Source organism: Nocardiopsis oceani (assembly GCF_054777395.1).
In genome coordinates this window covers 23010-49105 of the sequence record NZ_BAAHAR010000046.1, presented here as the reverse complement: position 1 = coordinate 49105, position 26096 = coordinate 23010, and the positions used below count along the sequence as shown (strand labels likewise).

Annotated in this window: 23 protein-coding genes and 2 pseudogenes; 6 read left to right on the top strand and 19 right to left on the bottom strand. The window is 71.0% G+C overall.

Annotated elements, in window-relative coordinates; all coding sequences use genetic code 11:
* Positions 1 to 85: 85 nt before the first annotated feature.
* The 7 genes from ACYVDG_RS25340 to ACYVDG_RS25310 form a co-directional block, all read right to left on the bottom strand.
* A complete protein-coding gene (locus ACYVDG_RS25340) occupies positions 86 to 493 on the bottom strand; it encodes a hypothetical protein (protein WP_460758624.1) in 408 nt (135 codons plus the stop codon).
* Positions 494 to 718: 225 nt separating this feature from the next.
* Complete coding sequence (locus ACYVDG_RS25335; RefSeq protein WP_460758622.1) at positions 719 to 3886, bottom strand: BTAD domain-containing putative transcriptional regulator; 3168 nt, start codon at positions 3884 to 3886, stop codon at positions 719 to 721.
* A gap of 92 nt (positions 3887 to 3978) precedes the next feature.
* Positions 3979 to 4644, bottom strand: coding sequence for a LysE family translocator (locus ACYVDG_RS25330; protein ID WP_460758619.1), 666 nt, complete (start codon positions 4642 to 4644; stop codon positions 3979 to 3981).
* A gap of 25 nt (positions 4645 to 4669) precedes the next feature.
* Positions 4670 to 5227: an AAA family ATPase gene (locus ACYVDG_RS25325; protein ID WP_460758617.1), complete on the bottom strand. Its 558-nt coding sequence runs from the start codon at positions 5225 to 5227 to the stop codon at positions 4670 to 4672.
* Between the two features lie 44 nt (positions 5228 to 5271).
* The gene (locus tag ACYVDG_RS25320) at positions 5272 to 6174 is read right to left on the bottom strand and encodes a dioxygenase family protein (protein WP_460758615.1); all 903 of its coding nucleotides are present in this window, start codon (positions 6172 to 6174) and stop codon (positions 5272 to 5274) included.
* A gap of 17 nt (positions 6175 to 6191) precedes the next feature.
* The gene (locus tag ACYVDG_RS25315) at positions 6192 to 7019 is read right to left on the bottom strand and encodes a citryl-CoA lyase (RefSeq protein ID WP_460758612.1); all 828 of its coding nucleotides are present in this window, start codon (positions 7017 to 7019) and stop codon (positions 6192 to 6194) included.
* 2 nt (positions 7020 to 7021) lie between these two features.
* Positions 7022 to 8281, bottom strand: a complete 1260-nt coding sequence (locus ACYVDG_RS25310) for a CaiB/BaiF CoA transferase family protein (protein ID WP_460758609.1) — start codon at positions 8279 to 8281, stop codon at positions 7022 to 7024.
* A 254-nt stretch (positions 8282 to 8535) separates the two neighbouring features.
* On the opposite strand from ACYVDG_RS25310, the gene ACYVDG_RS25305 reads away from it, so the two are divergent.
* The 4 genes from ACYVDG_RS25305 (at position 8536) to ACYVDG_RS25290 (ending at position 13920) form a co-directional block, all read left to right on the top strand.
* Positions 8536 to 9984, top strand: a complete 1449-nt coding sequence (locus ACYVDG_RS25305; protein ID WP_460758692.1) for an amidohydrolase family protein — start codon at positions 8536 to 8538, stop codon at positions 9982 to 9984.
* A gap of 83 nt (positions 9985 to 10067) precedes the next feature.
* Positions 10068 to 10871: an IclR family transcriptional regulator domain-containing protein gene (locus ACYVDG_RS25300; RefSeq protein WP_460758607.1), complete on the top strand. Its 804-nt coding sequence runs from the start codon at positions 10068 to 10070 to the stop codon at positions 10869 to 10871.
* 25 nt (positions 10872 to 10896) lie between these two features.
* The gene (locus tag ACYVDG_RS25295; RefSeq protein ID WP_460758604.1) at positions 10897 to 11856 is read left to right on the top strand and encodes a quinone oxidoreductase family protein; all 960 of its coding nucleotides are present in this window, start codon (positions 10897 to 10899) and stop codon (positions 11854 to 11856) included.
* 123 nt (positions 11857 to 11979) lie between these two features.
* The gene (locus tag ACYVDG_RS25290; protein ID WP_460758601.1) at positions 11980 to 13920 is read left to right on the top strand and encodes a translation initiation factor IF-2; all 1941 of its coding nucleotides are present in this window, start codon (positions 11980 to 11982) and stop codon (positions 13918 to 13920) included.
* A gap of 1234 nt (positions 13921 to 15154) precedes the next feature.
* Here the strand turns inward: ACYVDG_RS25290 and ACYVDG_RS25285 are convergent.
* Positions 15155 to 15967 (bottom strand): annotated as a pseudogene (locus tag ACYVDG_RS25285) (NB-ARC domain-containing protein); the annotation flags it as partial.
* A gap of 147 nt (positions 15968 to 16114) precedes the next feature.
* Positions 16115 to 17029 carry a UTP--glucose-1-phosphate uridylyltransferase gene (locus tag ACYVDG_RS25280; protein WP_460758598.1) on the bottom strand — a complete coding sequence of 305 codons (915 nt, stop codon included), beginning with the start codon at positions 17027 to 17029 and terminating at the stop codon, positions 16115 to 16117.
* Between the two features lie 119 nt (positions 17030 to 17148).
* Between ACYVDG_RS25280 and ACYVDG_RS25275 the strand changes: the two are divergent.
* A pseudogene (locus ACYVDG_RS25275) lies at positions 17149 to 17376 on the top strand (RRXRR domain-containing protein); the annotation flags it as partial.
* 24 nt (positions 17377 to 17400) lie between these two features.
* On the opposite strand, the gene ACYVDG_RS25270 reads toward ACYVDG_RS25275, so the two are convergent.
* The 9 genes from ACYVDG_RS25270 to ACYVDG_RS25230 form a co-directional block, all read right to left on the bottom strand.
* Positions 17401 to 17730, bottom strand: a complete 330-nt coding sequence (locus tag ACYVDG_RS25270; RefSeq protein WP_460758596.1) for a hypothetical protein — start codon at positions 17728 to 17730, stop codon at positions 17401 to 17403.
* A gap of 201 nt (positions 17731 to 17931) precedes the next feature.
* Positions 17932 to 18870 carry a serine hydrolase gene (locus tag ACYVDG_RS25265; RefSeq protein ID WP_460758592.1) on the bottom strand — a complete coding sequence of 313 codons (939 nt, stop codon included), beginning with the start codon at positions 18868 to 18870 and terminating at the stop codon, positions 17932 to 17934.
* A 236-nt stretch (positions 18871 to 19106) separates the two neighbouring features.
* On the bottom strand, positions 19107 to 19985 hold the full coding sequence (locus ACYVDG_RS25260) for a VOC family protein (protein WP_460758589.1): 879 nt from the start codon (positions 19983 to 19985) through the stop codon (positions 19107 to 19109).
* Positions 19986 to 20227: 242 nt separating this feature from the next.
* Positions 20228 to 20389: a hypothetical protein gene (locus ACYVDG_RS25255; protein WP_460758586.1), complete on the bottom strand. Its 162-nt coding sequence runs from the start codon at positions 20387 to 20389 to the stop codon at positions 20228 to 20230.
* Positions 20371 to 21189 (bottom strand): hypothetical protein, encoded by an 819-nt coding sequence (locus ACYVDG_RS25250; protein WP_460758583.1) that lies wholly within the window; start codon positions 21187 to 21189, stop codon positions 20371 to 20373. The genes ACYVDG_RS25255 and ACYVDG_RS25250 overlap by 19 nt, the downstream gene beginning before the upstream one ends.
* 180 nt (positions 21190 to 21369) lie before the next feature.
* Positions 21370 to 22617: a formamidase gene (fmdA, locus tag ACYVDG_RS25245; protein ID WP_460758581.1), complete on the bottom strand. Its 1248-nt coding sequence runs from the start codon at positions 22615 to 22617 to the stop codon at positions 21370 to 21372.
* 117 nt (positions 22618 to 22734) lie between these two features.
* Positions 22735 to 23361, bottom strand: a complete 627-nt coding sequence (locus tag ACYVDG_RS25240; RefSeq protein WP_460758577.1) for an AmiS/UreI family transporter — start codon at positions 23359 to 23361, stop codon at positions 22735 to 22737.
* A gap of 10 nt (positions 23362 to 23371) precedes the next feature.
* Entirely contained in the window at positions 23372 to 23647 is a 276-nt protein-coding gene (locus ACYVDG_RS25235; protein WP_460758574.1) for a transcriptional regulator, read from the bottom strand.
* A gap of 90 nt (positions 23648 to 23737) precedes the next feature.
* Complete coding sequence (locus ACYVDG_RS25230) at positions 23738 to 24823, bottom strand: substrate-binding domain-containing protein (protein ID WP_460758570.1); 1086 nt, start codon at positions 24821 to 24823, stop codon at positions 23738 to 23740.
* Between the two features lie 145 nt (positions 24824 to 24968).
* Here ACYVDG_RS25230 and ACYVDG_RS25225 point away from each other — a divergent pair, with 145 nt between their 5' ends.
* On the top strand, positions 24969 to 25415 hold the full coding sequence (locus ACYVDG_RS25225) for a MarR family winged helix-turn-helix transcriptional regulator (RefSeq protein WP_460758567.1): 447 nt from the start codon (positions 24969 to 24971) through the stop codon (positions 25413 to 25415).
* On the opposite strand, the gene ACYVDG_RS25220 is transcribed toward ACYVDG_RS25225, so the two are convergent.
* Positions 25381 to 25866 (bottom strand): hypothetical protein, encoded by a 486-nt coding sequence (locus ACYVDG_RS25220; protein WP_460758564.1) that lies wholly within the window; start codon positions 25864 to 25866, stop codon positions 25381 to 25383. The genes ACYVDG_RS25225 and ACYVDG_RS25220 overlap by 35 nt on opposite strands.
* Between the last annotated feature and the right edge of the window lie 230 nt (positions 25867 to 26096).

Genomic DNA, 26096 nt, shown 5'->3' with positions numbered 1-26096 from the left:
GTGCGACCACCTTCGGCGCCCGCTCTGACGCCGACCTGTCACACCCCTGACACGACCGCTGGCGCGGCGTTCTCCCGAGAACCGGTCACCCCGGGCTCCACACGAACCCGTAGGTCGCGCCCACGGCGATGACAGCAATCGCGGCCAGGGGCAGGAGCGAGTAGTGGATGCGGACGACCGGCCCCCACCAGCCGCGGACCCACGCGGTCACGGCCGCGGCCAGGGTGAGCGCGGTCAGCGGTACGGCGGTGGTCAACGGCAGGAGGAGCGTCGGCGACTCGCTGAAGATCATCCACTCGTGGAGGCGGTTGAGGTCGAGAAGCGCGTACACCACCAGCCCGGCCCAGACCAGGCAGCTCAGGCTGGTGAGCGAGGCGACGTACTCGGCCACCTCCCCGAACCCCGCTGTAGGGGTGAGCAGGTGGTGCAGGATGACCGCCCCACCGGGGACGCGCATGTCCGCGGGCAGGTAGGTGTTGACGTCCTCGTGCAAGCGACGACGCCGTCCTCGGCGAGTCTGAGGACTGCCATGGCGGTGATGGATGTGCCGATCGAGGCGCTCGGGAGGGCGTGTTCGCTCTCGTCGAGAGGGGTTCTGTCGGCGAGGTCGGCGCAACCGTGGGCTGCTGACGCGGCCTGTCACACCCGTGACACGGCGTTCCACCCCCACCGCCGCTGCTCGCGAATGACCGATCGCGTCAGCGCCTGGGTGCACCGGTCAGAGGGCGAGCGTGGTCTTCACCAGCTCGGGCCAGTCCTCCTCGGCGCCTTCCCGCTCCGCTGCGGCGAACCGCACGTCGCCCAGGTGGCCGCGTGCGGCCTGCTCGATCCGGGCCACGTCCGGGTGGGAACGGTTCGGCAGCCCGCGCACGCCGACACTGGCCGCGAGCAGCCGCGCGGCCAGCTCATACTGTTCGAGTAGGAGCGCGAGATCCGCGACCCCGACGATCACCTGCGCGTACAGGGGTGCGTTCACCGCCTCGGCGGAGACCGACTGCCACGCCGCCACGCGGTGCTCACGGGCCTCATCCGGATCGTCGGCCAGGTAGCCGAGCAGGTCCTGCACCTCCGCCCGCGTGTTGGACCACTCCGCGTCGTCACCCAGCAGGGCCGTTGCGACGCCGAGCTGCCGGTGGGCCTCTTCGTCGTCGCCGCTCCAGCGGGCGAGTTCGGCAGCCGCCAGAGCCAGCTCAGCCAGCGTGTGCGGCCAGGTGACCCGTTCCGCGCGGCGCCGCGCCTCGGCGATGGCCGCCTCGCAGGCGTCCTTGTCGCCCAACAGCCAGTACAGCTGAGCCAGTCGCGCCCGCATGCGGATGACATCGTCGAGGGCACCCATCTCGGTGACGACCTCGACCGCCTGTTCGTAGTGCTCGCACGCGGCCGCGAACTCGCCGCGCACGGCAATCCGGTCCGCCAGTTCGGTCTGGGCGAACGCGATCCCGAACCGGTCGCCGAGCGAACGGAACTCCACGAGCGCCCTTTCGAGGTGGGTGTCCGCGTCGCGCCCACCCTGGCCGAGCATGATGCGCGACTTGCCGAGGTGCAGACGGGCCAGGGCACGGACCCACGGCTCGTCGTCGTCCAGCAGTGCCTCATACGCCGACAGGAACGTGTCCGGTGCCCGCAGCATGCGCTCCAGCGGATCCACCAGGCCCAGAAGCGGGTGGCGCCGGTCGCTGTTCCGACTGAGCTGACTGAACCGGTGCGCCTCGCTGATCCACTCCGCCGCCTGGCGTTCACCGCCCCGCCCGGCGTTCACGAACATCACGCCCAGCGCGTACACCATGGCCCGGATCTCGTCGGGCACGTGGCCGGGGGTTTCCGTCGCCGCGACGATCAGTTCGAAGCCTTCGACCTTGTGTCCGCTCAGCCACCAGTACCAGCCGGCGCCGCCCGCGAGCCGCATGGCCGCATGGGCATCTCCGGCGGCGAGTGCGCCGCGCATCGCGGAAACGATGTTGTCGTGCTCGGCCTCGAGCAGGGCGAGCCACTCCAGTTGTTCGGCGCGGCGGAGCCGGGGTTCGGCGGTCTCGACGAGTTCGGTGAAATGGGCGAGGTGGGTACGGCGTGCCAGATCCGCTTCTCCGGCATCGGAGAGCCGGTCCGCGGCGTACTCCTTGATGGTTCCCAGCATCCGGTAGCGCGGCGCACCGTTGCCCTCAGCGCGCAGGAGCGACTTCTCAGTCAGCGCAGTGAGCAGGTCGAGTACCTGTTCCTGTCCGACCCCGTCTGCCTGCCCGGCTCCGGCGTCGGCGCAGACCCGCTCGGCGGCTTCCAGGCCCACCCCGCCCGAGAACACCGCGAGCCTGCGCAGCACCGTCCGCTCAGACTCGCTGAGCAGCTCCCAGCTCCAGTCGACCACCGCGCGCAGCGTCCGGTGCCGAGGCAGTGCGCTCCGGCTACCGCTGTCCAGCAGGCGGAACCGGTCGTGGAGTCGGTCGGCGAGCTGGTCGAGGGACATGGTGCGCAGTCGGGCCGCGGCCAGTTCGATCGCCAGGGGCATTCCGTCCAACTCCCGGCAGATACGCACCATCGTCGAGGCCGTGTGGAAGTCGACCGCGAGGTCAACGCGCACCGCACCGGCCCGGTCCCGCAGCAGCCGAACGGCGGGCGTGGACTCGATCTCGCCGAGGTCGGTGTCCCCTTCCGGCAGGGCCAGCGGCTCGACCGGCCACAGCGCCTCGCCGATGAGACCGAGTGCTTCCCTACTGGTGGCCAGGATCCGCAGCCGAGGGCACTCCCCGAGCACCCGCTGAGCGAAGGCCGCCGCAGCATCGATCACGTGCTCGCAGTTGTCCAGGATCAGCAACGCCTCACGTTCGCGGACCGCGGCGATGACCCGGTCCGTCAGCTCCGAGTTCGGTGGCCCGCCGAGCAGTGCGTCCCGCAGACCCATCCCGGAGAGCGCCGCCTGCGCCACGTCACCGGCCGTGTCGATGGCCGCGAGCTCCACCAGCCAGACCCCGTCCTGCAGGTCAACAAGCTTGGTGCGCCCGGTTTCCGTGGCCAGCCGGGTCTTGCCCGAGCCACCCGGACCGATCAAGGTGGTGAGCCGGTGCTCTTCGGTGAGCGCGCGCACCGCGGCAACATCGGCCTCCTTGCCGACATAGCTGGTCAGCTCAGCCCGCAGGTTGGACTTGCGGCGCTCGGCACGCTGCCCGTGCCCGCCCCGTAGCAGTGCGACGTGCAACGCGGACAGCTCCGGTGAGGGATCGGCGCCCAACTCCTCGGCCAAGGCCTCCCTCGTGCGCTGGTACACGAGCAGCGCCTCCGTGTCCCGACCGACCGCGGAAAGGGCGCGCATGAGCGCGGCGACCAGCCGCTCGCGCAGCGGATCCGCGGCTACCAGGCCGGTCAGCTCCGCGACCAGATCGGCGCCGTGCCCCAGGGTGATCTGCTCGTCGAACCGGTCCTCCATAGCTGTCAGCCGCAGCCGCTCCAACCGGGTCACCGCCGCGTCCAAGGCCGCGCTCTCCCGCAGGCCCACGTCCGCCAGAGCCGGACCGCGCCACAGCGCGAGGGCCTCCCGCAGCAGGCGGACCCGCCCCGGGCCCGCTTCCCTGCGGGCCCGGTCGACGAGGCGCTCGAACCGCGCGGCGTCGACGGCATCGGGGTCCACCCTCAGCCGGTAGCCGCCGTCCCGAGCCTCGACCGTCCGCTCCGGCAGCGCCCTGCGCAGCCGGGACACCAGGCGCTGCAAAGCGTTGTCCGCTCCGGAGGGCGGGTGCTCACCCCAGATCCAGTCCACCAGTGTCGGCTTGGCGACCACCCGGCCCGGTTCGAGCGCCAGGGCGGCCAGCAGCGCGCGCAAACGAGCGCCAGGCACGTCGGCGAGGTCGCCGTCGTCTGAACACACCTCGAGTGGTCCCAGAATCCCGATCCGCACCCGGACAGTCTCCCATGACGGCCCTCAGCCGACGCGGGCCCGAACCTTGCTCCAGACGCTCACCAGCGACCGCGCTCACTCTCGCGCAGCCCTCAACGACGGGACAGGTCCGCCAGTGCCAGGCCCCCGCCGAAGGCGATCAGCGCACCACCTGACGCCTGGTCCAACCGGCGCAGAGTCACCGGCCGCAGCTTGCGCCCGGCCAGCACCCGCCCGGCGGCCGCCCACCCCAGCGCCGTGACCGCCTCGCACACGATGTAGAGCACGCCCAGCGCGACCAGCTGCGCTCCGACCGCGGCCGCCTCGGGCTGGGCGGAGACGAACGGCGGCAGGAAGGCGGTGAACAGCAGCAGCGCCTTGGGGTTGGCGGCCGCGGTCACGAACTCCTGGGCCGCCAGTTTCCATGCCGCCAGGCCGCTCGTACGTTCGCTCCCCTGATCTGCGGAGTGTCCCCCAGGTGCTGGTGTGGCGCGTGCCGACCACACCACCCACACGCCCAGGCCGATCATGACGGCCGCCCCGGCGACCCGCAGGACCTCGAAGGCCGTCTGGGAGGTGTGCAGGAGCGCCCCCAGGCCGGTGATGACCACGCCGAGCATGATGGAGAACGCGGCGAAGCGTCCAGTGAGCGCTAAGGCGGCTGGACGGAGGCCCTGCCGCAGGCCGTTGCGGAACGCGAGCAGGTTGTTGGCGCCCGGGGAGACCGCCACGGCCAGCGCGGCGGGGACGAAAACGGCGAGTTGCGCCGATGAGAGCATGCTCCCAGCCTAAGCCGCACACGGATCACGGGTTCGGGGCGAGTTCCGGGAGTCCTCGGAGCACGCCCTCCGCGACCTGCGGCGGGCTCAGCTCGCTGGTGTCGATGACCAGGTCCGCCCAGTCCGCGAGCCATTCCCGGTGGGCCCGGTAGTAGGGCTCGCTCTTGGCACGGCGGAACGCGGTCGCCGAGGCCGAGCGCTCGGGGTCGTCCGGGACGAGGTCGTCCCCGGCGATGCGGCTCTCCAGCACCTCCCGGTCAGGGTGGAGGACCACTCGCCGGACCTCCAGGCCCCGGGCGCGCAGGCCGTCCAGGATCTCCTCGGCGTAGTCGCGGCGCAGAATACTCATCGGGGCGATGAGGGTCTGCCCGGTGAAGGCGTGGATCTCGGCCGCCGCAGCGTGGAAGAGGGCCCGCCACGGCGGCAGGTCCTGGAAGTCACCGGGGTGGTCGGCCAGGAAGTGCCGGAGGACCAGCCCGACCAGCTCCGGGTCGAAGAGGCGGCTGTTCGGCACCTGCTTCACGAGGAGTTCGGCGGTGGTGGTCTTGCCGCCTCCGAACGGGCCGTTGACGAGGACGATCACCCAGGTTCCCTTCCGCTAGCCCCCGGTACGTGAGGGAGCAGAGCCTACCGGGGGCCGGGCACGCCGGGTGTGCGGCTTCCGCGCTGAGGTTCCCGGCTGTCCAAGACGAAGTCGTACTCGGCGCGCAGGTAAGGCTCCGCGGACTCGCCGCCGTCCGGGGCCGGGCCCGCGGGGTGCTCGGTGAAGGGCACGACCAGGGCGTCCTTGGTCCCGAAGACCACGTCGGTGGAGAGGAAGTCCGTCCCCTCGCGGAACAGGTGCGTGATGAGCCGGGCGTAGCCGGGTTCCTCGATGAGGAAGTGGATATGGGCGGGACGGTAGGGGCTGATCTCGGTGCGCTTGACCAGGTCGCCGACCGGCCCGTCCAAGGGGATCGTGTAGCCCGTCGGCGCGATGGTGCGCAGGCAGTAGGTCCCGTCCTGCCGGGCCCGGTACTTGGCGCGCAGCCGCGCCTCGTCGACTTCCAGCTGGGCCTCGTAGGCCCCTTCGGCGTCGGCCTGCCACACGTCCAGGACCGCCCCGGGTACGGGCTGCCCGTCGGTGTCGACGACACGGCCGGTGACGTACAGGGGTGTGCCCTCGATCCCCTGGGCCATGTCGTGGCCGAACTCGGCGGGCGGTGACCCGTCGATGTGGAAGGGTCCCAGCACGGTGGCGGGGGTGGCGCCGGAGGAGAACCGGTTGTTCAGCTGGACGACGAGCGTACTCAGACCGAGCACGTCCGAAGCCAGGATGAATTCCTGCCGCTTGTCGTCGCAGGCGCGTCCGGTGGCGGTCAGCCACTCGACGGCGGCCATCCACTCCGCCTCGGTGAGGTCGACCTCGCGGGCGAAGTCGTGCAGGTGGCGGACGAGCGCGGTGAGCAGCTGCCCGGTGCGGGGGTCGTGGGCGCTCCCCCAGCGCTCCTCGGCCAGGTCGGTCAGGTTCTCCTCGGTCACGAACGCCATGGGGATCGTCCTCCGGATCAGGTCTCGTCGGGGGTGTGCGGGGTGGGTCCGATCGGCCTGTTGTTGCGGTCGACGGACAGGAAGACGTCGTTCGCCACGGGTGAGCGCATCTCTTCGGCCAGCTGCCCCACCAGCCCCGCGGTGCGGGCCAGGAGGGCGAAACCGCGCAGCAGTTCGATGGGCAGGCCGAGGTCGGCCAGGGCCGCGCCGCACACACCCGCGCCGTTGAGCGGCAGCTTCTTGCCGAGAACCTCGGGGTGGACGCGGCCGATCGCCTCGAAGAGCTCCAGGTGGGGGCCGAACTGCCCTTCCTCCCGGGCGATGCGCATCAGCGCCGGGGTACGCGGATCGCCCTGTTTGTGCACGTGGTGCCCGAGCCCCGGGACCAGCCTGCGGGCCTCGCGTTCGGCGCGGACGGTCCGCAGTGCGACCTCGTCCCAGCCCTGTTCCCCCTCAGGGAGGTGGCCATCCAGGGAGCGCAGCACCTCGTCCAAGAATCGACCGGTGTCCTCGGTGACGCCGAGGAACCGGGATCCGCCGCCGAGGAGCCCCGCCGCGAGCGCCCCCTGGATGGAGTCGGGCGCGGACAGGTAGGTCAGCCGGGTGACGATCGCGGTGGGGGTGAAGCCGTGGTCGGCCAGGGCCGCCAAGACCGCCTCGAAGACTCGGGTCTCCCCGGGCTCGGGGCGGCGTTGGGCGGCGAGCCAGAAGGCGAGTTCACCGAACCCGACCTTGCCCATGACGTCCTCGGCGAGGTCCTGGCCGAGGAGGGTGATGGTGGTGGGGTCGGCCGCGCCCAGGGCGGTGGGGTACTCGGTGCGCTCGTTCTCGGTGCGCTCGCTCACGGCTACCCCTCCCCCTCGGAGTCGGCCAGCCAGGCCCTCAGCCCGTCCCCGTGCTCGTCCAGCCCGGGTGGGGGCAGCCGGTAGGAGGCGGGGGTCGCGGAGAAGCGGATCGGGTTGCGTGTGGTGGGTACCTCACTGTCGCCCTCACCGACCCGTACGACCGGCTCCAGCCCGAAGCGTTCAGCCATCGCGAACCCCTTGTCGATGGTCTGGATCGGGCCGCAGGGGACCCCGGACTCCACCAGCAGCTCGAACCACTCCAGTGCGCCCCGTTTCGACAGCCTCTCGACCAGGAGGGGCCGGAGTTCGCCGCGGTTGGCGGTCCGTGCCGCGTTGGTGGCGAAGCGCGGGTCGTCGGCGGTCTCGGCGATGCCGAGCACTGCGCACAGGGCACGGAACTGGCGGTCGTTGGCGGCGGTGACGATGAGGTCGTCGTCGGCCGTGGGCAGCGGTTCGTAGGGGAACACGCTGGGGTGGGCGTTGCCCATCCGGGTGGGGACGGTGTCGCCCGCCACGTGGGCCGAGCTGTGGTTGACCAGCCCGGTCAGAGCGGAGGACAGCAGGTTGACCTCCACCAGCTGGCCCTCCCCCGTGGCGTCGCGGTGCCGCAGCGCCGCGAGGATACCGATGACGGCGTGGTTGCCCGCCATGACGTCGAACACCGAGATGCCTGCCCGGTAGGGCGGCCCGTCCGGGTCCCCGGTGAGGCTCATCAGCCCGGAGACCGCTTGGACCATGAGGTCGTAGCCGGGGACGTCCCGTCCGGCACCGGTGCCGAAGCCCGTGATGGAGCAGTAGACGATGCCGTCGTTGGTGGCCCGGACGCTGTCGTGGTCGAGTCCGTAGCGGGCCAGCCCGCCGGGCCGGAAGTTCTCGATCACCACGTCGGCGCGCCTGGCGAGTTCGCGCGCGGCCCGGCCGTCCTCCTCCTGTTTCAGGTCCAGCACGACCGAGCGCTTATTGCGGTTCACGCCCAGGTAGTAGGTGGACGTGTCACCGCGTACGGGCGGCTTCCAGGACCGCGTGTCGTCCCCGGACGGCCCTTCGACCTTGACGACCTCGGCCCCCAGGTCGGCCAGCAGCATGGTGGCGTAGGGGCCGGCCAGGATCCGGGAGAAGTCCGCGATCAGCAGGCCTGACAGCGGACCGCCCGAGGCCGCGCTCTCCGCGCCTCCGGGCGGTGTCCGCCCCGCTGCCCCGCTCGGTGCCGCGACCGGTGGTCCGCCCGGTGCCGTGACCCGTGCGTCTGGGTCCCCCGTCATTCCTCCCCCTCCGTGTCCGCTTAACGGACAAATGTCCGCACCAGCGATTCTGTACTTGAGGCCACACCGAGTCAACCCCCTAGACAAAACTTCACCAGTGCGGGGAAAAACCTTGGGTTGCCCGCCTTGACAGGACTTCCAATCTGAGCGACAAGGGAAGTCTCTACTGGTGACCGCTAAGCGGACCTTCGTCCGGAAAAGGTACAATGGCGCTGCGAACCGGCCGGTACAACGTCGACATCGAGGAGTCCCCCATGAACCGGAACAGCGATTTCCCCTCAGACCGACCGGTGGTGCTGCGCGGCGGCACCGTCCTGACCATGGACGCCGAACGCTCCGTCCTCCACGACACGGACGTGCTAGTCGTCGACGACCACGTGTCCGCGGTGGGGGTGGACCTGGACGTGCCGCAGGGAACCGCGGAGATCGACGCGGCCGGAGGCATCGTCATGCCCGGCATGGTCGACACCCACCGCCACATGTGGCAGACCGCCATGCGCGGCTACGGGGCCGACTGGACCCTGACCCAGTACTTCGTCTGGAACTACCTCGCGCACGGCAAGCACTTCCGTCCCGAGGACATCCACGCCGGCAACACCCTCGCCGCCCTCGAGGCGCTGGAGGCCGGGGTGACCACGGTCGTGGACTGGTCGCACGGGCTCCAGACCACGGAACACGCCGAAGCCGCCGTCGAGGCGCTGGGATCGGTCCCCGGTCGGCACGTGCTCGCCTACGGCAACATCCACCAGGCGCCCGCGGAGTGGACCGCCGCGCCCGAGTTCCGTGCCTTCGTCGAACGCCACCGCGACGACCACATGCTGGACCTGCAGATCGCCTTCGACGTCACCGGCGACCCGGACTTCCCTGAGAAGCCCGCCTTCGAAGCGGCCCGCGAGCTCGGGCTCCCCGTGACCACCCACGCGGGGGTGTGGGGCGCCACCGGCGACAACAGCATCAAGCTCATGCACGAGAACGGCTTCATGGGTCCGGAGACCGTCTACGTGCACGCCGCCTCCCTTTCGGAGGACTCCTACCAGCGCATCGCCGCGACCGGAGGTTCGGTCTCGGTGTCCACGGAGAGCGAGCAGAGTGCCGGACAGGGCTACCCGCCCACCTGGGTACTCCGCAAACACGGGATCCCGGTTTCGCTGTCGATGGACACGAGCGTGTGGTGGAGCGGCGACCTGTTCAGCGCCATGCGCGCGACCCTGAGCGCCGACCGCTCCCGTGAACACCTGGAGGCGCACCTGGCCGGGAACACCGTCACCCACTCGGCGCTGCGCGCGGCACAGGTCGTGGAGTGGGCCACCCTCGGCGGCGCGTCCGCTCTGGGCCGCGACGACCTGGGCCGCGTCACGCCCGGGGCCAAGGCCGACCTCGTACTGATCCGCAACGACGCCTCGCCGGTGTCGTTCCCGATCCTGCACCCCTACGGCCACGTGGTCTTCCAGGCCCAGCGGGGCGACGTGCACACGGTTCTGGTGAACGGCCGGGTGGTCAAGCACGAACACCGGCTCGTGGACACCGACCTGGCCTCGGTGCGGCGGAACGTGGACGCCACGATCGAGCACCTGCGCTCGACCATCGGCGACGAGGAGTGGGAGGCGGGCATGAACCCGGACATCCCCGAATCCAAGGTGATGGACAACCCCTACACCTACACCTACACCGAGTACCGCGACGCGAGTACCCATGGCGGGTGAGGGGTGCGCGCCCCGCCGGGATGGCTGTCCACCGGATGGTCCCTCGGTATGCTGGCGCTTCCCCGACACCGAACGGAGAGACCATGCCGCGCGAGGGCGCCGGTCCCGACTTCATCGAGGCCCTGGCACGGGGCTTGGACGTGATCCGGGCCTTCCAACCGCACCGGCCGACGATGACACTGGCCGAGGTCGCCAAAGAGGCCGACCTGGCCCGGCCCACCGCACGACGGGTCCTCATCACCCTGCGGGAGTTGGGGTACGTGCGCTCCGGCAACGCGGGCTTCACACTCACACCCCGCGTGCTGGAGCTGGGTATGGCCTACGTGCGCTCGACCGGCCTGTGGGAGATCGCCCGACCGCACTTGGAAGGGCTCTCCGAACGCACCGGGGAGTCGTGTTCCATCGCGCAACTGGACGGTCCGGACATCGTCTACGTGGCCCGGGTGGCGGTGCCCAAGATCGTCACCCTGGCCGTGCAGATCGGAACGCGCTTCCCCGCTCTGCAGACCTCCCTGGGCAAGGTGCTGCTGTCCGCCATGACACCGGACGAGGTCGAGCGGGTCCTGTCCGAACCCACCCGTTCGGGGCTGGTTCCCCGGTGGCAGCCCGATCCGGAGGAGCGCTGCGCCGCGCTGCGCGAAGTCGGCGCCCGGGGGTGGGCGCTCACCGACGAGGATCTGGCCTTGGGGATCCGGTCCGTGGCGGCGCCGCTGCGGGACGGCCAGGGCAGGGTGTTCGCCGCGGTCAACGTCAACACCCACGCCGCCGAGACGTCCCTGGAACACCTCACCCAGCACCACCTGCCGTTGCTCCTGGCCACGGCGGGAGAGATCAGCTCCGACGTAGCCCGGGTGGAGTCCGTGCCGCAAGTGACGCGGACCCCCTGAGCCCGTCGGGCGAAGGAGGCAGGCTGTGATCGCCGCGAGCATCGACACCCCCGGGCACTCCCCCGCCGTGCGGGAACGCTCCGACCCGGAGCCCGCTGCCGGGCAGGCCGTTGTGCGGGTACTGGCCGCCCCGGTGACCCCCTTGGACCTGCTGTGCGCGGGCGGGCGCTCCTACTTCGGGGTACCCGCCACCCCCTACGTACCGGGGGTGCAGGGTGTGGGGTTCTGGAACGGGCGGCCCGTGTGGTTCCCCACCCCGGCCGGGATGGCGCCGGGCGACGGGAGCATGGCCGACCTCGCCCTGGTACCCGAGGAGCACCTGGTGGCTCTGCCCGAGGGTGTCGACCCCGTGGCCTTAGCGGCGCTGGGCCTGTCCGCGGTGGCGGCCCACATGGCGCTGACCTGGCGCGGGGGCCTGGAGCGCGGGGAGGACGTGCTGGTCCTCGGTGCCAGCGGGGTCGTAGGGCTGGCCGCGGTCCAGCTGGCGCGCACCCTCGGCGCGGGCCGGGTGGTCGCGGCGGCGCGGTCCCGGGGCGGCCGTGAGCGGGCTGCCCAGGCGGGCGCGGACGCCGTGGCGGCGCTGGACTCCGACGACGCGGAGACCCTCACCGAGCGGCTCTCCGAGGCCGCTGGGGGCTCCGTGGACCTGGTCGTGGACCCGCTCTTCGGCGCCCCGGCCGCGGCCGCGATCCGTGTCCTGCGTCCCGGCGGGCGCCTGGTGCACCTGGGTTCGGCCGCCGGCGAGCAGGCACCCCTGGACTCGGGCACCCTGCGCAGCCGGTCCCTGTGCTTGCTTGGCTACACGAACAACGCACTCACCCCGGACCAGCGCGCGGACTCGGTGGCGACCGTGGCGCGCGAGTCCGCCGCCGGGCGTCTGAGCGTGCCCCACGAGCGCATCCCGCTGGCCGAGGCGGCACAGGGATGGGACCGCCAGGCGCGGGGGGCGGCGACCGGACGGGTGGTTCTGGTCCCCGGCGGCTGAGGTTCCCGCCCACCGGAACCGGGGCGGCTCCGGTGGGCGGGTTTCGGTACCGGGGCCCGGTTCCCGTAGGCTGACCTGCCGAACCTGGACGATCCAGGCGAAGCAACCTTAGAGAACTACACCGTGCAGCGCCGAACCGATGTGTGGGCCACCTTCTCCACCAACCGCAGCGTGCTGGCCGTCGTGCGCAGTGTCCCCGCGGCGGGCAGGCTCTTGGACGTGACCGCGCTCCTGGCCGACAACCGGGTCGGGGTCACCTTCACCGTCACCCCCGGTTCGGCCTCCGAGGCCGGTGTCACGCCGATGCTCCGGGCCGCGGGTATCGACCCGGTCCCATGGGAGAAGGCCGTGGCCGAGTCGGACAGCTTCGACCTGGCCCTGGCCGCCAGCACCAAGGGCGACCTCCACCGGCTCGACGCCCCCGTGGTCCTCATGCCGCACGGCGCCGGACACAACCGCAGGGTGGGCGGCCGACCGGGGTCGCTGGCGAAAGCCTCGGGGTTGGACCCCGCCGAACTCCTGCATGAGGGGCAGCTGATCGCCGACCGGTTCGTCCTGTCCCACAGCGAGCAGGCGGACCGGCTCCACGACACGTGCCCCGAAACCAAGGGGCGGAGCGTGGTGGTCGGGGACCCGGCTTTCGACCGGATGGTCGCTGCCCTGGGGCGCCGTGAACGCTACCGTGAAGCACTCAACGTGCGAGGCCGCCGCTTGGTCGTGGTCTCGTCCACCTGGAACCGGGACTCCTTGTTGGGCTCCCAGCACGAGGTCGTGCAGACGCTCCTCGCCGAGCTTCCGCAGGACGAGTACCGCGTGGCCGTGGTCGCCCATCCCAACGTCTGGAACCACCACAGCAGGGCCCAGCTGGAGCTGTGGTTCAACGAGGAGATCGAGGCCGGGTTGGTGCTCGTCCCACCGGCCGAGGGGTGGCGGGCCGCGCTCGTCGCCGCCGACGTCGTGCTCGGGGACGTCGGGTCGGTGACCTACTACGCCGCGTCCCTAGGGCGCCCCGTTCTCCTCGCCGCCTTCGCGACCGCGGACCTGGACCCCCGTTCACCTCTGTTGGAGTTCGGTTCGGCGCTGCCGAAACTGGAACCCGGCCGCATCGCCGAACAGGTGGACCGGGTGGCGCGCATGCCCGTGGCCCCCGTCGCCGACCTGCTCATCGAACACCGAAACGAGTCCGCGGCCCGCCTGCGCACCCTGCTGTACACACTGCTGGAACTCACCGAACCGCCACAGGCCGCCCACTACCGACCCTTGCCGGACCTACCAGAACACCCCGAGGACGTGACCGCCTGGCGGGTGGCGTTCGACCCCCCGGAGGACCTCGGCCCCGACGGGCAGGGAGCGGCGGCACGGCTGCGCCGGTTCCCCGCCGGTGCGCCCGCGCCGCGCACACACAGCGCACCTGTGCGCCCCTTGGTCGTGGACGCCGAGGACGCCGTCATGCCCCGTTGGGGCTCGGCGGACGCATGGTCGTACCGGCGCCGCAGCACGGAGGAGGACGCGGGCGCTTGGTTGAAGGAGCGGGTCAGCACGTACCCGAAGACCCTCCTGGCGGTCGCCTCCCTCGACGAACGGTCGGCCCTGCTCATGCACCGTTCGGGCCTGGCCATGCGGGTGCACGACGAGAGCGGGTCGCCGGACCGCCTCGACGCCTCGGTCGTGGCGGCGGCCGCCATCGGCTGGGCGCGGCAATGCCTGCCATGGCGCAGATGGCACACAACGGTCCGGGTCCGCTTGGGTGACCGGACCCTGCTGCTGCGGGCCTCCCCCCCCGCCGGAATTCGGTTTCTTGGGAAGTTGAGGTGGGCTCTGACCAGGGCTCATCGGTACGGGTCGCGCGGATGGCACGGGTGGCACGGAACGTCCGGGCGACACGAACCGTTCAGCGCTTGCCTGGCACCTCCGCCAGCTCGGCGGCGATCTTCCGGACGTCCCCTTCGAGGTGGTAGTACTCGGCGACCTGGCCGGCCCAGACCAGCCACGCCCGCGCCTGGCCACCCTCTCCCCTCTCCCGTGCGATCCGAGCGAGGAGTCGCGCGGCCTGGACCTGCTTGACCGGTTCGGCGAACTCGTCGAAGACCATCATGGCCCCGTCGGCCGCGGCCTCGGCCTGGTCGCAGCGGCCCCGGTCGATCAGGACCCGCGCCAGGGAGAGCCGTACCTTGGCGAGCAGCAGCCTCCAGTCGTCGATCAGCCAGCGCCGATCGCTCCGGTCCGGCACGCGGGAGAGCTCGGACAGCCGGTTCTCGGCCAACCGCTCGGCCTCCCGGAGTTCGGCCTCCGCGGTGGCGAGGTCGCCGCGGTCACGGGCGCCGTTGCCGAGCTGGTACGTCTGCAAGGCGTCGCCGCGCGGGCGGCCCAGCCGTCGGTGGATGTCCCGGGAACGGGTCAAGAGCTCTCCGGAGGTGGCCTGAGAGCTCCCCCGCAGGTCGGGAAAACGTTCCCGGAGCAGTCCTTCGGTCTCCAGGACCACCGCGCGGTCCAGCTCGGTCCCCTCTGCGGCCTCGGCGGCCTCCGCCACCAGCGCGGCGGCCCGCTCCGCCGAGCCCAGCTCAGTGAGGATGCGGGCGAGGTAGACGGCGCAGCGCACAACGGCGCTCCGGTGGTCGGCCTGCCGGGCCACTTTGAGAGCGAACTCGTAGATCCGGGTACCGATCTCCAGGCGGCGCCTGCCGTGGCAGACCGGCCACACTGCGTCGGCCAGGACGAGGACCGCCACGGGGTTGCCGATCTCGTATGCCATCCGCATCAGCTCGGGCACGTGTGCCAGGTACTGGTCCTGCCAGTCGGCGGCCTCGCGCCGCGTGGTGAACGGCGGGCGGTAGTCGGCGGGTGCTGTGGTGAGTTCGGCGGTGTTCAGGTCGGTGGTCAGGCGGTGGCGTTCGCCGAGGCCGACCCGGTCTGCCAGGTGGTGGGTGACGGTGAAGAAGCGCAGGACGGCTGCCGCGCCGAACCGCCACCGTTCCGCGGTGCCCTCGCGGACCCGGCTCCGGACGAGCTCGACCATCCCCCTGCCGTTGCCGGTCGCCGGGTGCAGCAGGCTGGCATCGGCGAGTCGGGCGATGACCTCCGGGGCCCTGTCTCCCAGTGCCGAGCGCCCCAGTTCGTCGGGGATGGATCGGCCCGGACACACCGAGAAGAACTCGAGGAGGCGCAGGCCGTCGGAGCCCAGGCCGGACAGTGCCACGTCGATGACGGCCTCCGCCCCCGACAGCGGAGGGACCGACGAGCGCTGGCGGGACCGTACGGCCGCCACCAGTTCGGTCACGCTGAGGTCCTGGGCGTTCACGTGCCCGGCGGCCATGCGGATGGTCGAGGGGAGGCCACCGCACAGCCGGACGAGCTGTGTGGCGCTGGCGTACTCGCGGCGGTCGGACAGGCGCTGGTCGACCGCGTGGAACGAGCGGAACAGCCGGAGCGAGTCCTCGTCGGCCAGGGCCCGCAGGGTGAGGGCCTCAGCGCCCTGGGCGATGGCGTCTCCGGCTCCGCCGAAGCCCTGCGCACAGGCGGCCAGGACCAGGTGCGGCCCCGAGCCCAGGGGGAATTGGTCGAGTTCGCTGTCGCTGGCCACGTCGTCCAGGAGCAGGAGGAGGCTCTTCCCGGCGGTGACACCGCGCAGCCGACCCGTCAGGGCACGCACGTCGGACTCCTGGTCGGCGTCGCGCACGTGCAGGTCGTACAGCAGGCCGCGCAGGACACCGGCGACGTCGAGGTTGCCCTCGCGGTCGCGCCACTGAGTGAGGTCCCGGTGCAGTACCCCGTCGGCGAAGTACCCGGAGATCCGGTCGGCCGCCTCGGCGAGGGTGGCGCTCTTGCCGATGTCGGCTTGGCCCAGGAGCAGGGCGACACATCCGCGGCGGTCCCGCGCCACGTCCCCGGCCAGGGATTCCAACCGGACCAGGTCCTCGGCGCGGTTGGTGAACCTCCGGTCGGCCTTGGGTGCCTGGCGCGGAGGTGGCGGAGGCTTGGGCGCACCGATGTGTACGTCGCCGAAGCTCCGCCCCTGCAATGCCGTGCCGGAGTTGTCCGTCAACTCGTTCCGCTGGGGGTCGGACACCGCTGGCCTCCTGGGGGTGTACGCGCGAACGCGCCGCGTGGTCATGGCCTCCCCAGATCCTAGAGCCCCGGCACCACAGGGGAATCGGCACACCCGGCGCTGACCGGTTCCGGCCCCGAGTGCGGTTCGACCGGTGCGGCATTGCCTCTTCCGGGGGTGGCCTTCGCGGCTGCCCGCGCCGGTCTCCGGCGGTCAGGTGGCCGCCCGGCCTTCGGGGTGGTCCGGGTTCTGGGCGAGTTGGCGCAGGAGCGGGCCGTACTCGGGGTGGTTCAGAGCGGAGGCGAACTGGGCGACCAGATAGTCGGCCGGATTGCCGGTGTCGTACCACCGGCCCTGGATGACCTGACCGTAGACGGGGTGGGCGGCGGCGCGGGCGTTGATGGCGTCGGTCAGGTAGATCTCGCCGGTGCGGTGGGTGTACCAGCGCTCGGTCTGGGTGCGGAGCTCGTCGACGATGTCGGGGGTGACCACGTAGCCGCCGATCGCGGCGTAGGCGGACGGAGCGTCCGCCGGCTTGGGCTTCTCCACCAGGCCGGTGATCCGCAGGAGGCCGTCGGCCAGGTCTTCGGCGACCTGGGGCACCCCGTAGCGGCGGGAGTCGGCCGGGTCCATGGGCATGAGGGCGAGCACGGGGTGACCGGTGCGCTGGTAGGCGCTGATGAGCTGCTGGGCGCGGGGGACCTCGGCGACGAAGACGTCGTCCGGCCAGAGCACGAGCATCGGTTCGTCGCGCACGCCGCGGGCGGCGTTGAGGACCGGTGTTCCGTTCCCGTAGGGGCCGTGCTGGTCCAGATAGGTGATGTGGCCGCGGCGGGCCAGCTCACCGACTTCGGCCACGGCGTCGGCGTAGTCGTGCTTGCCGTCGGCCCGCAGGCGTTCGACCAGGGCGGGGTCGGGGCGGAAGTGGTCCTGGATGAGGGACTTGCCGCCGGAGACGACGATCGTGATGTCGGTGATCCCGGAGGCCACGAGTTCGCGGACGGTGTGTTCGATGACGGGCTTGTCGCCGACGGGGAGCATCTCCTTGGGGGTGGCCTTGGTGAGCGGCAGGAGCCGCGAGCCCATCCCCGCGGCGGGGATCACCGCGCGCCGGATCGTCGTGGTCATGTGTCTCCCCTGTTGGCAGCGCCTTGAGTGTCGGAGACCGACACTATCGGCGCAGTGGTCGGCACGGGCGGTAATGCGGTGGAGAGTCGCCATCCGGGGTTCACCTGTCTTGGGCGGGGATGCCCGGGCGTTCAGCGGGAGGAATCCCGCCAGTCCAGATCGGTACCGGCCCTGGCTCCCAGCACACCGGCCTAGTCGTGTTCACCGCCCAAGCCGGTGAGCGCCGGGGCCGGCGCGGCCTCCTGCTGGACCACCGCGGCACCCAGATCACGAAGAAACTCGGCATGCGTTCGGACTACCGGAGGCAACGACGCAGTGCGAACTTGCGCTACCAAGCACCCCGGTTCAACAACCGCCACCCGGGCCCCGGCCTACAGGACGGTGACGTCCACCCTGCGGCCGTCGGGGTCGGTGAGGGTGTGTTTGCCGCGCGCGAGCGGCGGGTTGGTCTCGGTGATGTCCAGGGCCAAGTTGAGGCGCAGGTCGCTGGCCCGGTGCTCCTCGGTCGCGGGCTGGATCTCGATGAGCGGCCCGAGGGGCAGCCGACAGGAGTAACGGGTGGGCCCGCCACCGAGCGGGGCATGCTCGGCGCCGAAGGCCAGACCGAGCGTGCTGTAGAACTCGCGGCACTCGTCGGCCCTGGTGGAGTACAGGACGAGGGCGTCGAGGCAGGCGTGCGTGTCGAAGATCGATTCCTGCATGGCCGTCCCTACTGCTCGAAGGGTGGAGATGGAGGGCGGGGTCGGCCGACCCTCCCCAGCCCAGTGTGAACAGCGGCTTCCGCGGCGGCAAGCGGTGCTTTCCCGGCTGTGGACAACCCGCCGCCCCATCGTTCCCGGTGTGCGGGGACACTGGAAACGATGGGGCGTCCGGAGCCGGGGTGCGCGACGGCACGCCCGGTGTCAGGCGCGGTCGGAACCGTCGGAGACGATCTCCGGAAGCTCCGTCAGGGGCGCCCGCTCCGGGGCGTCCTCACCCGTGAGCACGGCGTGCGCCGCCACCGCCACGGCTTCGATGGTGTCCACCCCGTGCTGCATGCCCGGGTTGTCGTCGGTGAGCACGACCAGGTCGTAGTCGCCGATGGGCGTGTCCTGGAACCCGCCCACGCTGTTGACCCGCCAGACATCCGTGTCCGGGTAGGGCAGCCAGCCGTTCTTGAGGTACACCCCAGCTTCGTCGGGCGCCCCCACCGGCACGCCCCACCGCTGCTCCTCGATGACGTCGCCCATGAGCCCGCGCGCGTACTCGCGCTGGTCCGCGCCGAGCACGTCATTCTCCGTGCGCAGCACCTCCAGCAGGCTGAGCTGGTCCGCGGTGTTGATCTTCATCAGCCCCACGGAGCCGTCGGGGTGCAGGATCGTGTCGTCCATGCCCACCAGATCCAGGAAGCCCTGAATGCGTTCGGCACCCAGCTGGTTGCGGAGTTCCACAGTGGAGTCGTTCCCGGACACGGTGATCATGTCCGTGGCAAGCTCGTCCTCCCGTTCGGTGAGTTCGCGGTCCTCGTCCATGGCGGTGCGCAGGAGCGCGCCGAGGATGACGACCTTGCCGACGCTCGCGGCGTCGAACTCGGCGGCGGGGTCGAGCCCGCAGACGAGGTCGCCGTCGTGGGCGGAGACCCCCACGGCGACCCGGCCGTCGCGCTGGTCGGCCTGTTCCTGGATCTCTTCACCCAGGCGTTCCGCGAGCTCGGGGTGGGCCTCCGACGTGCAGACCGCGTCCTGCTGTTCGTCGGCGTAGGCATCTGGAGTGGCGCTGGCGACCGCTGGGGCGGCGGCGAGTCCAAGGGCGAAGGTGAGGGCGGCGGGGAGGGTCCCGGAGCGGGTTCGGCTGCAGGGCATGCGCGGTGTCTCTCCTCACGGATCGAGCCGCTGTGCAGACACCGGCCTCGACCAGCGAACGCACAGCGTGACCTGATGATGACTCTTCGATCATCGCTGTCCGTCCGCCGCCGTACACCGACGACGCTCCGCGCATGTCCGATCCACCGCACCGCGCCCCGCCCCACTCATCGCCCAACCCGGGCCGTACGAGGTTTTCGGGGCGCACGGGGGTTCCGAGGCGGCCCGGACCCGGGTCAATCGGGCGGGTGGTGGAACTCGTTGACACCCATGGCCGCACCCCGCGCGTCCTGGAAGGCGCCGTAGCGCATGCCTCCCATATCGGCGAGCGGCGTGACGACGGTACCGCCGAGCTGGGCCGCCCGGTTGAGGACCGATTCGGCGTCGGACACGGTGAACTCCACGCCCCACTGCGGCACAGTGTCCGCGAGGGCCTCGTACGGGACCGCCGACAGCCAGCCGACCGCGTCCGTGAAACCTTCGGGGGCGCCCGCCTCCGTGTGTGCGTCGCGGGTTCCCGGGTTCCGCCCTTCAAGGAACTCGCCGTACTCGGGCAGGCGGAACATCGTCGCCTCAGCGGACCCTCCCCCGAGCCGCACGTTCTGGGTCTGCCAGCCGAAGACCGTGCCGTAGAAGGTCGCGGCGGCCTCGGGGTCAGAGGTGACCAGGGTGCTGAAGTTCCACGTCCCGGGCTCGTTCACCAAGTGGGCACCGCCGCTGCCGCGCGGCTCCCAGAGCCCGAACCTGGCCCCCGCGGAGTCGGCGCAGAGGGCCACCCGGGCGACGCCCTTGATGTCGGTGGGTCCGCTCAGCACGTTCCCGCCGGCGGAATCCACGCGCTCGGCCGCGTCGTCGGCGCTGTCGACCCGCACATAGGTGGTCCAGACAGGGGCCGCGGGTTCGGCGATCAGCGAGCCGACTCCGGCTACGTCGCCCTCCCTGTCCCGCAGTCGCGCCACGAAGTGGCGGTTCCGGGCACCCTCCGGGGTACGGTCCTCGAAGTGCCACCCGAGCACCTCACCGAAGAACGCGATCACGTGCTCGGGGTGCGGTTCGGAGAGCTCGACCCAGCAGGGTACGCCCTCCGGGTACCGGGCCTGTTCCGGACTGGCCATGCTGCCCCCTCGCTTAGAGACTCACTGCTCTCCAGCCCTTCCCGTCATGTCGGGACTCGAACCGGTCACGGCTCGGCCGGGAAAGGAGTCAGGGGTCCGGCGCGTGGCGGACCGGGCCTGATGTGGACCGGGCAGGGCGAAAAACGCGGTGCGGGCAGCCAGAGGCGGACGGCGCGACTCGGGCACCGCCAAGAAAGGGCCGGAGTGAAGGTGGCGAGGGCAGGGCCGTCGTCTGCCCGCGGTCAGGCCGGGCGTACGACCGTGTCGGCGCGCAACAGGGCCTTGTCCCGCTTCTTGCGTTCGGAACGGACTTCCGCCAGGGCCTTCTCCAGCCCTTCCTCGGGTTTCTCCGAGTCCTTGGCGAGGTAGCTCTTCCTCGGTTTGGTCAGTTTGATCTTCCCCATGGCACCCATTTCGATTCTCCGGGATCGGGATCCCGCCGTGCCGCTTCCGCCAACAATATACCCAGGGCCGCGGCGAACAATGCGATGGTCGACCCGTGCCGGTGGTCCAGGCTCCCCGGAACGGGGGCGTCGATGGTCACCATTCCGAAGGCGTGCTCGGTAGACCGGATCGGCGCGGAGATGAAGGTCCGGTAGCTGGTTCCCGTACCGGCCCAGTAGGGGCTGCGGGATCCGTTGTCGCCCAGGTCCTCCATGATGTAGAAGCGTTCGGGCAGTTCGTCGATGATTCTGAACGCGCTGTCCCCCCGCTGTGTTCCGCGTTCGAAGTCGCCTGGCCGGTCCGAGCGCCCCGCGGGGAAACGGGGCGTCATCTTCTTCCCGTCGGGCGTGATGACGAACACGACCGCCCGTACATCGGGCACGTCGCTGAAGGCGGAGCGCAGATCACCCGCCACCCGCATAGCGGCCCCCTGCGCGACCTCGTTGCGTTTGTCCCGCGGTTGGAAGGTCGTGGTGGCGGCGAGCTCCAGGAGTGGGGCGAGGGCCTCCTCGAGGACCTTCTCCCGGGCCGAGGTGAGGGCTTCGTTGTTCTCGCTCCTGCGCTCCCAGTACAGGTCCAGGGCGGGGATCGTCACTCCGAGCAGGATGGGCGGGACACCCCACCAGACGCTCATGCCGGCCAGGACGCCGCCGAAGGCGACCAGCAGCCCTGAGGTGAGGAGGGCCAGGGGCTTATAGCGGTGGGCGACGTAACCCAGCCACGACACTGTGGCCAGTAGGGGGTTGACTGGCTTCTTCACAGCGCCAACTGTAGTGCGGCCGTCCCCCAGAGTCACCCGTGGCCCGGCCTTTGCGGAACTCGGCCGCCCCGGCGCCCCTGAGGCACCTCGGCGGAACCCCGGCGCCCGTCCGGGCGCCCACCGCGCTCCCGCGCGGCCCGGGGCCGGCCGAAGCCGTCCCCGGGCCACCGGGTCCGGGAATCAGGAGGTCACGGCGACCTGCCCCCGGTCCTTGCGTACCGGACCGGCCTTGCCCGGTCGGATGTCGTCGGCGAAGATCTCGGTGGGCAGGTAGAGCGCGCAGCAGGCGTTCGGGATGTCCACCACCCCGCCGATCCGCCCCTCGATCGGTGACGTGCCGAGGATGAGGTAGGCCTGCTCCCCCGTGTAACCCCACTTCTTGAGGTACTCGATGGCGTTGAGGCAGGCGTTGCGGTAGGCCTCGGTGGCGTCCATGTACAGGTTGGTGTTGTCGCGGTGGTCGACGGAGATCCCGATGAAGGTGAGGAACTCCGAGTACTGCGGGGCGACCCGGCCGGGCTGGAAGACGGGGTTGCGATGCACCCCGTAGGTCTCCATGCCGTTCTTGATCACGTCCACGCGCAGGTCGATGAAGCCGCCCATCTCGATCGCACCGCAGAAGTTGATCTCGCCGTCACCCTGGCTGAAGTGCAGGTCGCCGACGGAGAGCAGGGCTCCGGGAACGTGCACCGGGTAGAAGATGCGCGACCCCCTGGTGAAGTTCTTGATGTCGTGGTTGCCGCCGTTCTCCCGGGGCGGCACGGTCCGCGCGCCCGAGGCGGCGATGCGGGACAGGAGGTCGCCGTCGGCGTGGCCGGCCAGGGTCTGGTCCACCAGGGGCGGCAGTGCCAGCGGCGGCACCCGCTCCGGGTCGGTGTCGATGAGCGCCTTTTCGCGGCGGTTCCAGGTGTCGAGCAGTTCGTGGGAGGGTGCCACACCCATCAGGCCGGGGTGGGTGATGCCCGTGTACTCCACACCGGGCACGTGGCGGGAGGTGGCCGCCTGGCCGTGGAAGTCCCAGATGGCCTTGTAGGCGTCAGGGTAGTAGTCGGTGAGGAAGCCGCCGCCGTTGACCTTGGCGAAGATGCCGCTGTAACCCCACCCCTGGCCGCAGACGGGGCCCTTCTCCTGGGGAATGGGACCGAGGTCGAGGATGTCGACGATGAGCAGGTCTCCCGGTTCCACCCCCTCCACGCTGACGGGTCCGCTGAGCATGTGGCACCGGTTCAGGTCGACGTCGCGCACGTCGTTGGCGGAGTCGTTGTCACCGATCTGGCCGTCGGTCCACTCCCGGCACTCGATCCGGAACTCCTGGCCCGGCCGCACGCTGGCGGCCGCGGGGACCTCGGGGTGGAACCGGTTGTGTCCGGGGACGGCCTGCTGGGCCATGGGTTTCGAGGGGTCGTGGCTGAAGATGACGTCGGGCATGACGGACTCTCTTTCCGGGTGCGGGCCGCTCGGGCCCGGGTGCTTGGCGGGTGAAACAGGTCGGGCTGAACAAGTCAGGTAGGACGGGTCAGGCGGACCGGAGCAGGTCCGACCAGGTCAGGCGGGGCGCACGGGTTCGGCGGACACGGCCTCCTCGGGTTCGGCGCGGGCGGTGGCCAACCACAGCCCGGCGAGACTGACCGCCCCGACGCAGGCGAGCGCGACGGTGACGGCCGTGGTGGTGGGCCAGTAGCCGGTGGCAAGCAGTGCTCCGGGGATCGCGGCCGTCACGACACCGGTGACGATCGCGAACCCGCCGGTGAAGCGGGCCAGGTGGGTGAGCTCGGCGCCCAGCACGCAGAAGAAGAGGAACCAGAGCACGGCCCAGTACAGCCAGATCACCGTGAAGGGGCCGTCGCCTCGGATCAGGCCGGTGTAGGCCGCGACGGTGACTGCCGTGACGGCGACGAAGAGCGAGAACCAGCCCAGGCCGCGCTGGTCCCAGCCGGTGACGGCGTTGATGCCGACCCACAGGTAGGTGAACCCGAACAGGTAGATCGGGGCGGCGTCGGCGACGGCGAAGGTGTCGGGCGCCTGGACCAGCAGGACAGTTGGCACGACCACCTGGAGGGATCCGACGAAGAGGTTGAGGGGGGCTGCGGCCTTGGCTGAGATGACGCCCAGCAGGAGGAGGCCGTTGATGATCAGCACGGCTCCGACGTAGAAGAGTCCGGCGGCGCTCATCGTCGACCTCTCAGGCCCGCGGCAGGAGCGCGTGTCGGGGGTCGGCGAGCGGCGGCGGTGCCGGATCCGGCAACGGCCCCGTGGTGACCGGAGGTGTGTCCGCGCTCTGTTCGGCGGCGTCGCGCACCTGTGCGTGGGCACGGGGGACGGCGCGCACCATCGGTGCGGTGAAGGCCCTTCGGGCCCGGCTTCCGCAGGCGCAGTCGGTCTGTGCGGGTGCCTGCCCCATGGGCGCGGCCAGGTCGGTCTCGTGGCGGTCCGGACAGCGGTACAAGTAGGTGGCCATGATCACTCCTTTCATTTGAAAATAATTCAAATAGAAGCAAGTGGCAAGGGGCATGTGGTGATCTTCGGTGGCAGGCAGGCGCCGGAGGCCTCAGAGGCGGTCGAGGATCTCGAAGCCCAGCCCTTCGGCACGGGCCATGTACACGCGTTGGTGGACGTTGCCCGACCTGAGCTGCATGGCCCCGCGCGGCCCGTCGTAGCCGACGGAGTCACCGACCTTCGAGAGGAGTTCGGGGCGGGTGGTGCCCGCACGGTGCACGAGCGCGTCGAGCGCCATCAGCCCCTCGTAGCACGACTCCGCCATGTTGTTGAGCGGTGGCGCGTCTGGGCCGTGCATGCGCGTATAGGCGCCGGACAGGTCGAGCGCCGACTCGGTGGGCAGGGACCGGAAGTAGGCGGCGGCCACGTAGAGGCCCGCGGTGCTGTCGGCGCCACTGCCGAGCAGCATGTTCTCCTCCATCAGGGGCGTGAGGCGGCGGACGCGCTCTTGGAGGCCGTACGCGGCGAACAGCCGGTTGAAGGCCACGGCGTCTTGCCCGACCAGGAGCATGAGTACGGTGTCGGCGTCGCTGCCCCGGACCAGGTCCAGCGTCGGCCCGAAGTCCTCCGTGCCGAGCTCGACGAACGACTCCCCCACTACCCGCATCCCGAGTTCGTGCGCGTACGCGTGGATCGAGCGCGCGGTACTGCGCGGCCAGACGTAGTCGTCGCCGACGACGAAGAGGTCCCGCGCGCCCTGTTCGTCGCGCATCCAGCGCATGGCGGGAGCGATCTGGTCCGGGGGCGTCTCCCCGGAGCAGAAGACACCGGTGGAGTTCTCACCGCCCTCGTACAGGGACGTGTACACGTAGGGGACGTGGTCCCGCACCACGGGGACGAGGTGCTGGCGGACCTGCGAGATGTGCCAGCCCGTCACCGCGTGGATGTCCCCGGAACGCGTGAGCGCGCTCACCTGGGCCGCGACGTCCCGCACCGGTTGACCGCCGTCGATGACGACCGGGCGCAGACGCCTGCCCAGGAGGCCGCCGGCGGAGTTGATCTGCTCGAGGGCGGTCTCGGTGACGGCCTCGCAGGAGGGGCCGAAGATCCCGGCGGGTCCGCGCAGCGGGATGACCACGCCCACAGGAAAGTCGTCGGTACGCTGCCGTTCTCCGTGTTCGGGACAGTGACACAGCATGAGCGCTCCTTTCCTGGGTTGCCGCGTCCCCAAGCGCTACAGAGCGTTACCCCCGGTATCAGGTGTGCTAAATTTACGCCCAGATGAAATCTTCTCGGATGAAGATGTTTGCCAGACACCGTACGCGACACGAGATGTGGTGACCATGGGTGAGGCGATCTCCGGTGAGGGCCTCCAACCCTTGTTCCTCCGCAAGGTCGTCGCTCGGCTGGACGCCAGCGCCGCCGCGAGCGTGCGCGAGCAGGGACTGACCGTGGACCGGTGGCGCATGCTGGAACTCCTGGTGGCACGCGGCCCACTGCCCATGGCGGCGCTGTCCGAGGAGCTCAGCCTGACCGGCCCGACCGCTACCCGGGTCGCAGACCGCCTGGTCAGCGACGCCTTCGCCTACCGGAGTGTCGACCCCGCCGACCGCAGGCGCGTGGTCCTCAAAGCCTCCAAGCGCGGCCGCACCCTCCACGACCGGCTGTCCCCCTCCGTGGCGGAGGCACAGGAACACGCACTGCGCCTCCTCGCCGAAAGCGAGCACGAGGGGTTCGCCCGATTGCTGCACACCCTCAGCCCCGCACCCCTGACCGATCGGTCAACCTAGGCCTGGTCGCCCGGGCATAGGAGCGCGTGGTGACCACGAGGAGCGCCAGGACTCCGATCGCGAACAGCCCCTGGTACCACTGCCAGCCCGGGCCGATGCCGAGGAACCCGTCCGCGGCGACGATCAGCGCGCCAGCACCGATTCCGAGCAGGGCCGCACCCAGCAGGGCCAGCATCAGCGGCCGGGGCGCTCTGCGCCCCCATCCGGTGACCGTGGCCAGCATGAACAGCGCGGCGATCAGGCCGGTCACGACCGCGGCCCACTGCATGGCGGCCACGTCCAGGCTCTGGGCCGCGTACCGCGCGTAGTCACCGGCGGGAACCGCTGGACCGCCTGGGAAGCCGAGGCGGCCCTGCACCGCGTAGACGGCCTTTCCCACGGCGTAACCGAGCAGCAGCGCCGCCATCGTGTACGCGGGCCAGCGCACCTGACGGGACATCCCCTCCACCATGCTTCGCTCCCTGGGTTCGGGCCCGCCCCCGCGACGGTCGCAGGGGCGGGCCGCGTCGGCCTGCTCCGACCTTGTTCCAGGATGCGCGGGTCAGGGCTTCGCGGACCTCCCCCTGGGGAGGGACGGCTCTCCCTCCCCGGAGTGGACGCCGGGGGCCTGTCCCCTCCTGTGCGTCAGGTCGGCCAGAACAACGGCTGACCAGGTCCGACTCCGCGTCGGCCCTGGTCAGG

Coding starts and splice junctions, on each gene's coding strand:
- ACYVDG_RS25300 (WP_460758607.1), top strand. CDS start 10,068: ATGCCGCGCGAGGGCGCCGGTCCCGACTTCATCGAGGCCCTGGCACGG.
- ACYVDG_RS25235 (WP_460758574.1), bottom strand. CDS start 23,647: ATGGCCACCTACTTGTACCGCTGTCCGGACCGCCACGAGACCGACCTG.
- ACYVDG_RS25320 (WP_460758615.1), bottom strand. CDS start 6,174: ATGGCGTTCGTGACCGAGGAGAACCTGACCGACCTGGCCGAGGAGCGC.
- ACYVDG_RS25225 (WP_460758567.1), top strand. CDS start 24,969: ATGGGTGAGGCGATCTCCGGTGAGGGCCTCCAACCCTTGTTCCTCCGC.
- ACYVDG_RS25280 (WP_460758598.1), bottom strand. CDS start 17,029: ATGACCACGACGATCCGGCGCGCGGTGATCCCCGCCGCGGGGATGGGC.
- ACYVDG_RS25305 (WP_460758692.1), top strand. CDS start 8,536: ATGAACCGGAACAGCGATTTCCCCTCAGACCGACCGGTGGTGCTGCGC.
- ACYVDG_RS25220 (WP_460758564.1), bottom strand. CDS start 25,866: ATGGTGGAGGGGATGTCCCGTCAGGTGCGCTGGCCCGCGTACACGATG.
- ACYVDG_RS25260 (WP_460758589.1), bottom strand. CDS start 19,985: ATGGCCAGTCCGGAACAGGCCCGGTACCCGGAGGGCGTACCCTGCTGG.
- ACYVDG_RS25240 (WP_460758577.1), bottom strand. CDS start 23,361: ATGAGCGCCGCCGGACTCTTCTACGTCGGAGCCGTGCTGATCATCAAC.
- ACYVDG_RS25265 (WP_460758592.1), bottom strand. CDS start 18,870: ATGCCCTGCAGCCGAACCCGCTCCGGGACCCTCCCCGCCGCCCTCACC.
- fmdA (WP_460758581.1), bottom strand. CDS start 22,617: ATGCCCGACGTCATCTTCAGCCACGACCCCTCGAAACCCATGGCCCAG.
- ACYVDG_RS25270 (WP_460758596.1), bottom strand. CDS start 17,730: ATGCAGGAATCGATCTTCGACACGCACGCCTGCCTCGACGCCCTCGTC.
- ACYVDG_RS25310 (WP_460758609.1), bottom strand. CDS start 8,281: ATGACGGGGGACCCAGACGCACGGGTCACGGCACCGGGCGGACCACCG.
- ACYVDG_RS25230 (WP_460758570.1), bottom strand. CDS start 24,823: ATGCTGTGTCACTGTCCCGAACACGGAGAACGGCAGCGTACCGACGAC.
- ACYVDG_RS25255 (WP_460758586.1), bottom strand. CDS start 20,389: ATGGGGAAGATCAAACTGACCAAACCGAGGAAGAGCTACCTCGCCAAG.
- ACYVDG_RS25330 (WP_460758619.1), bottom strand. CDS start 4,644: ATGCTCTCATCGGCGCAACTCGCCGTTTTCGTCCCCGCCGCGCTGGCC.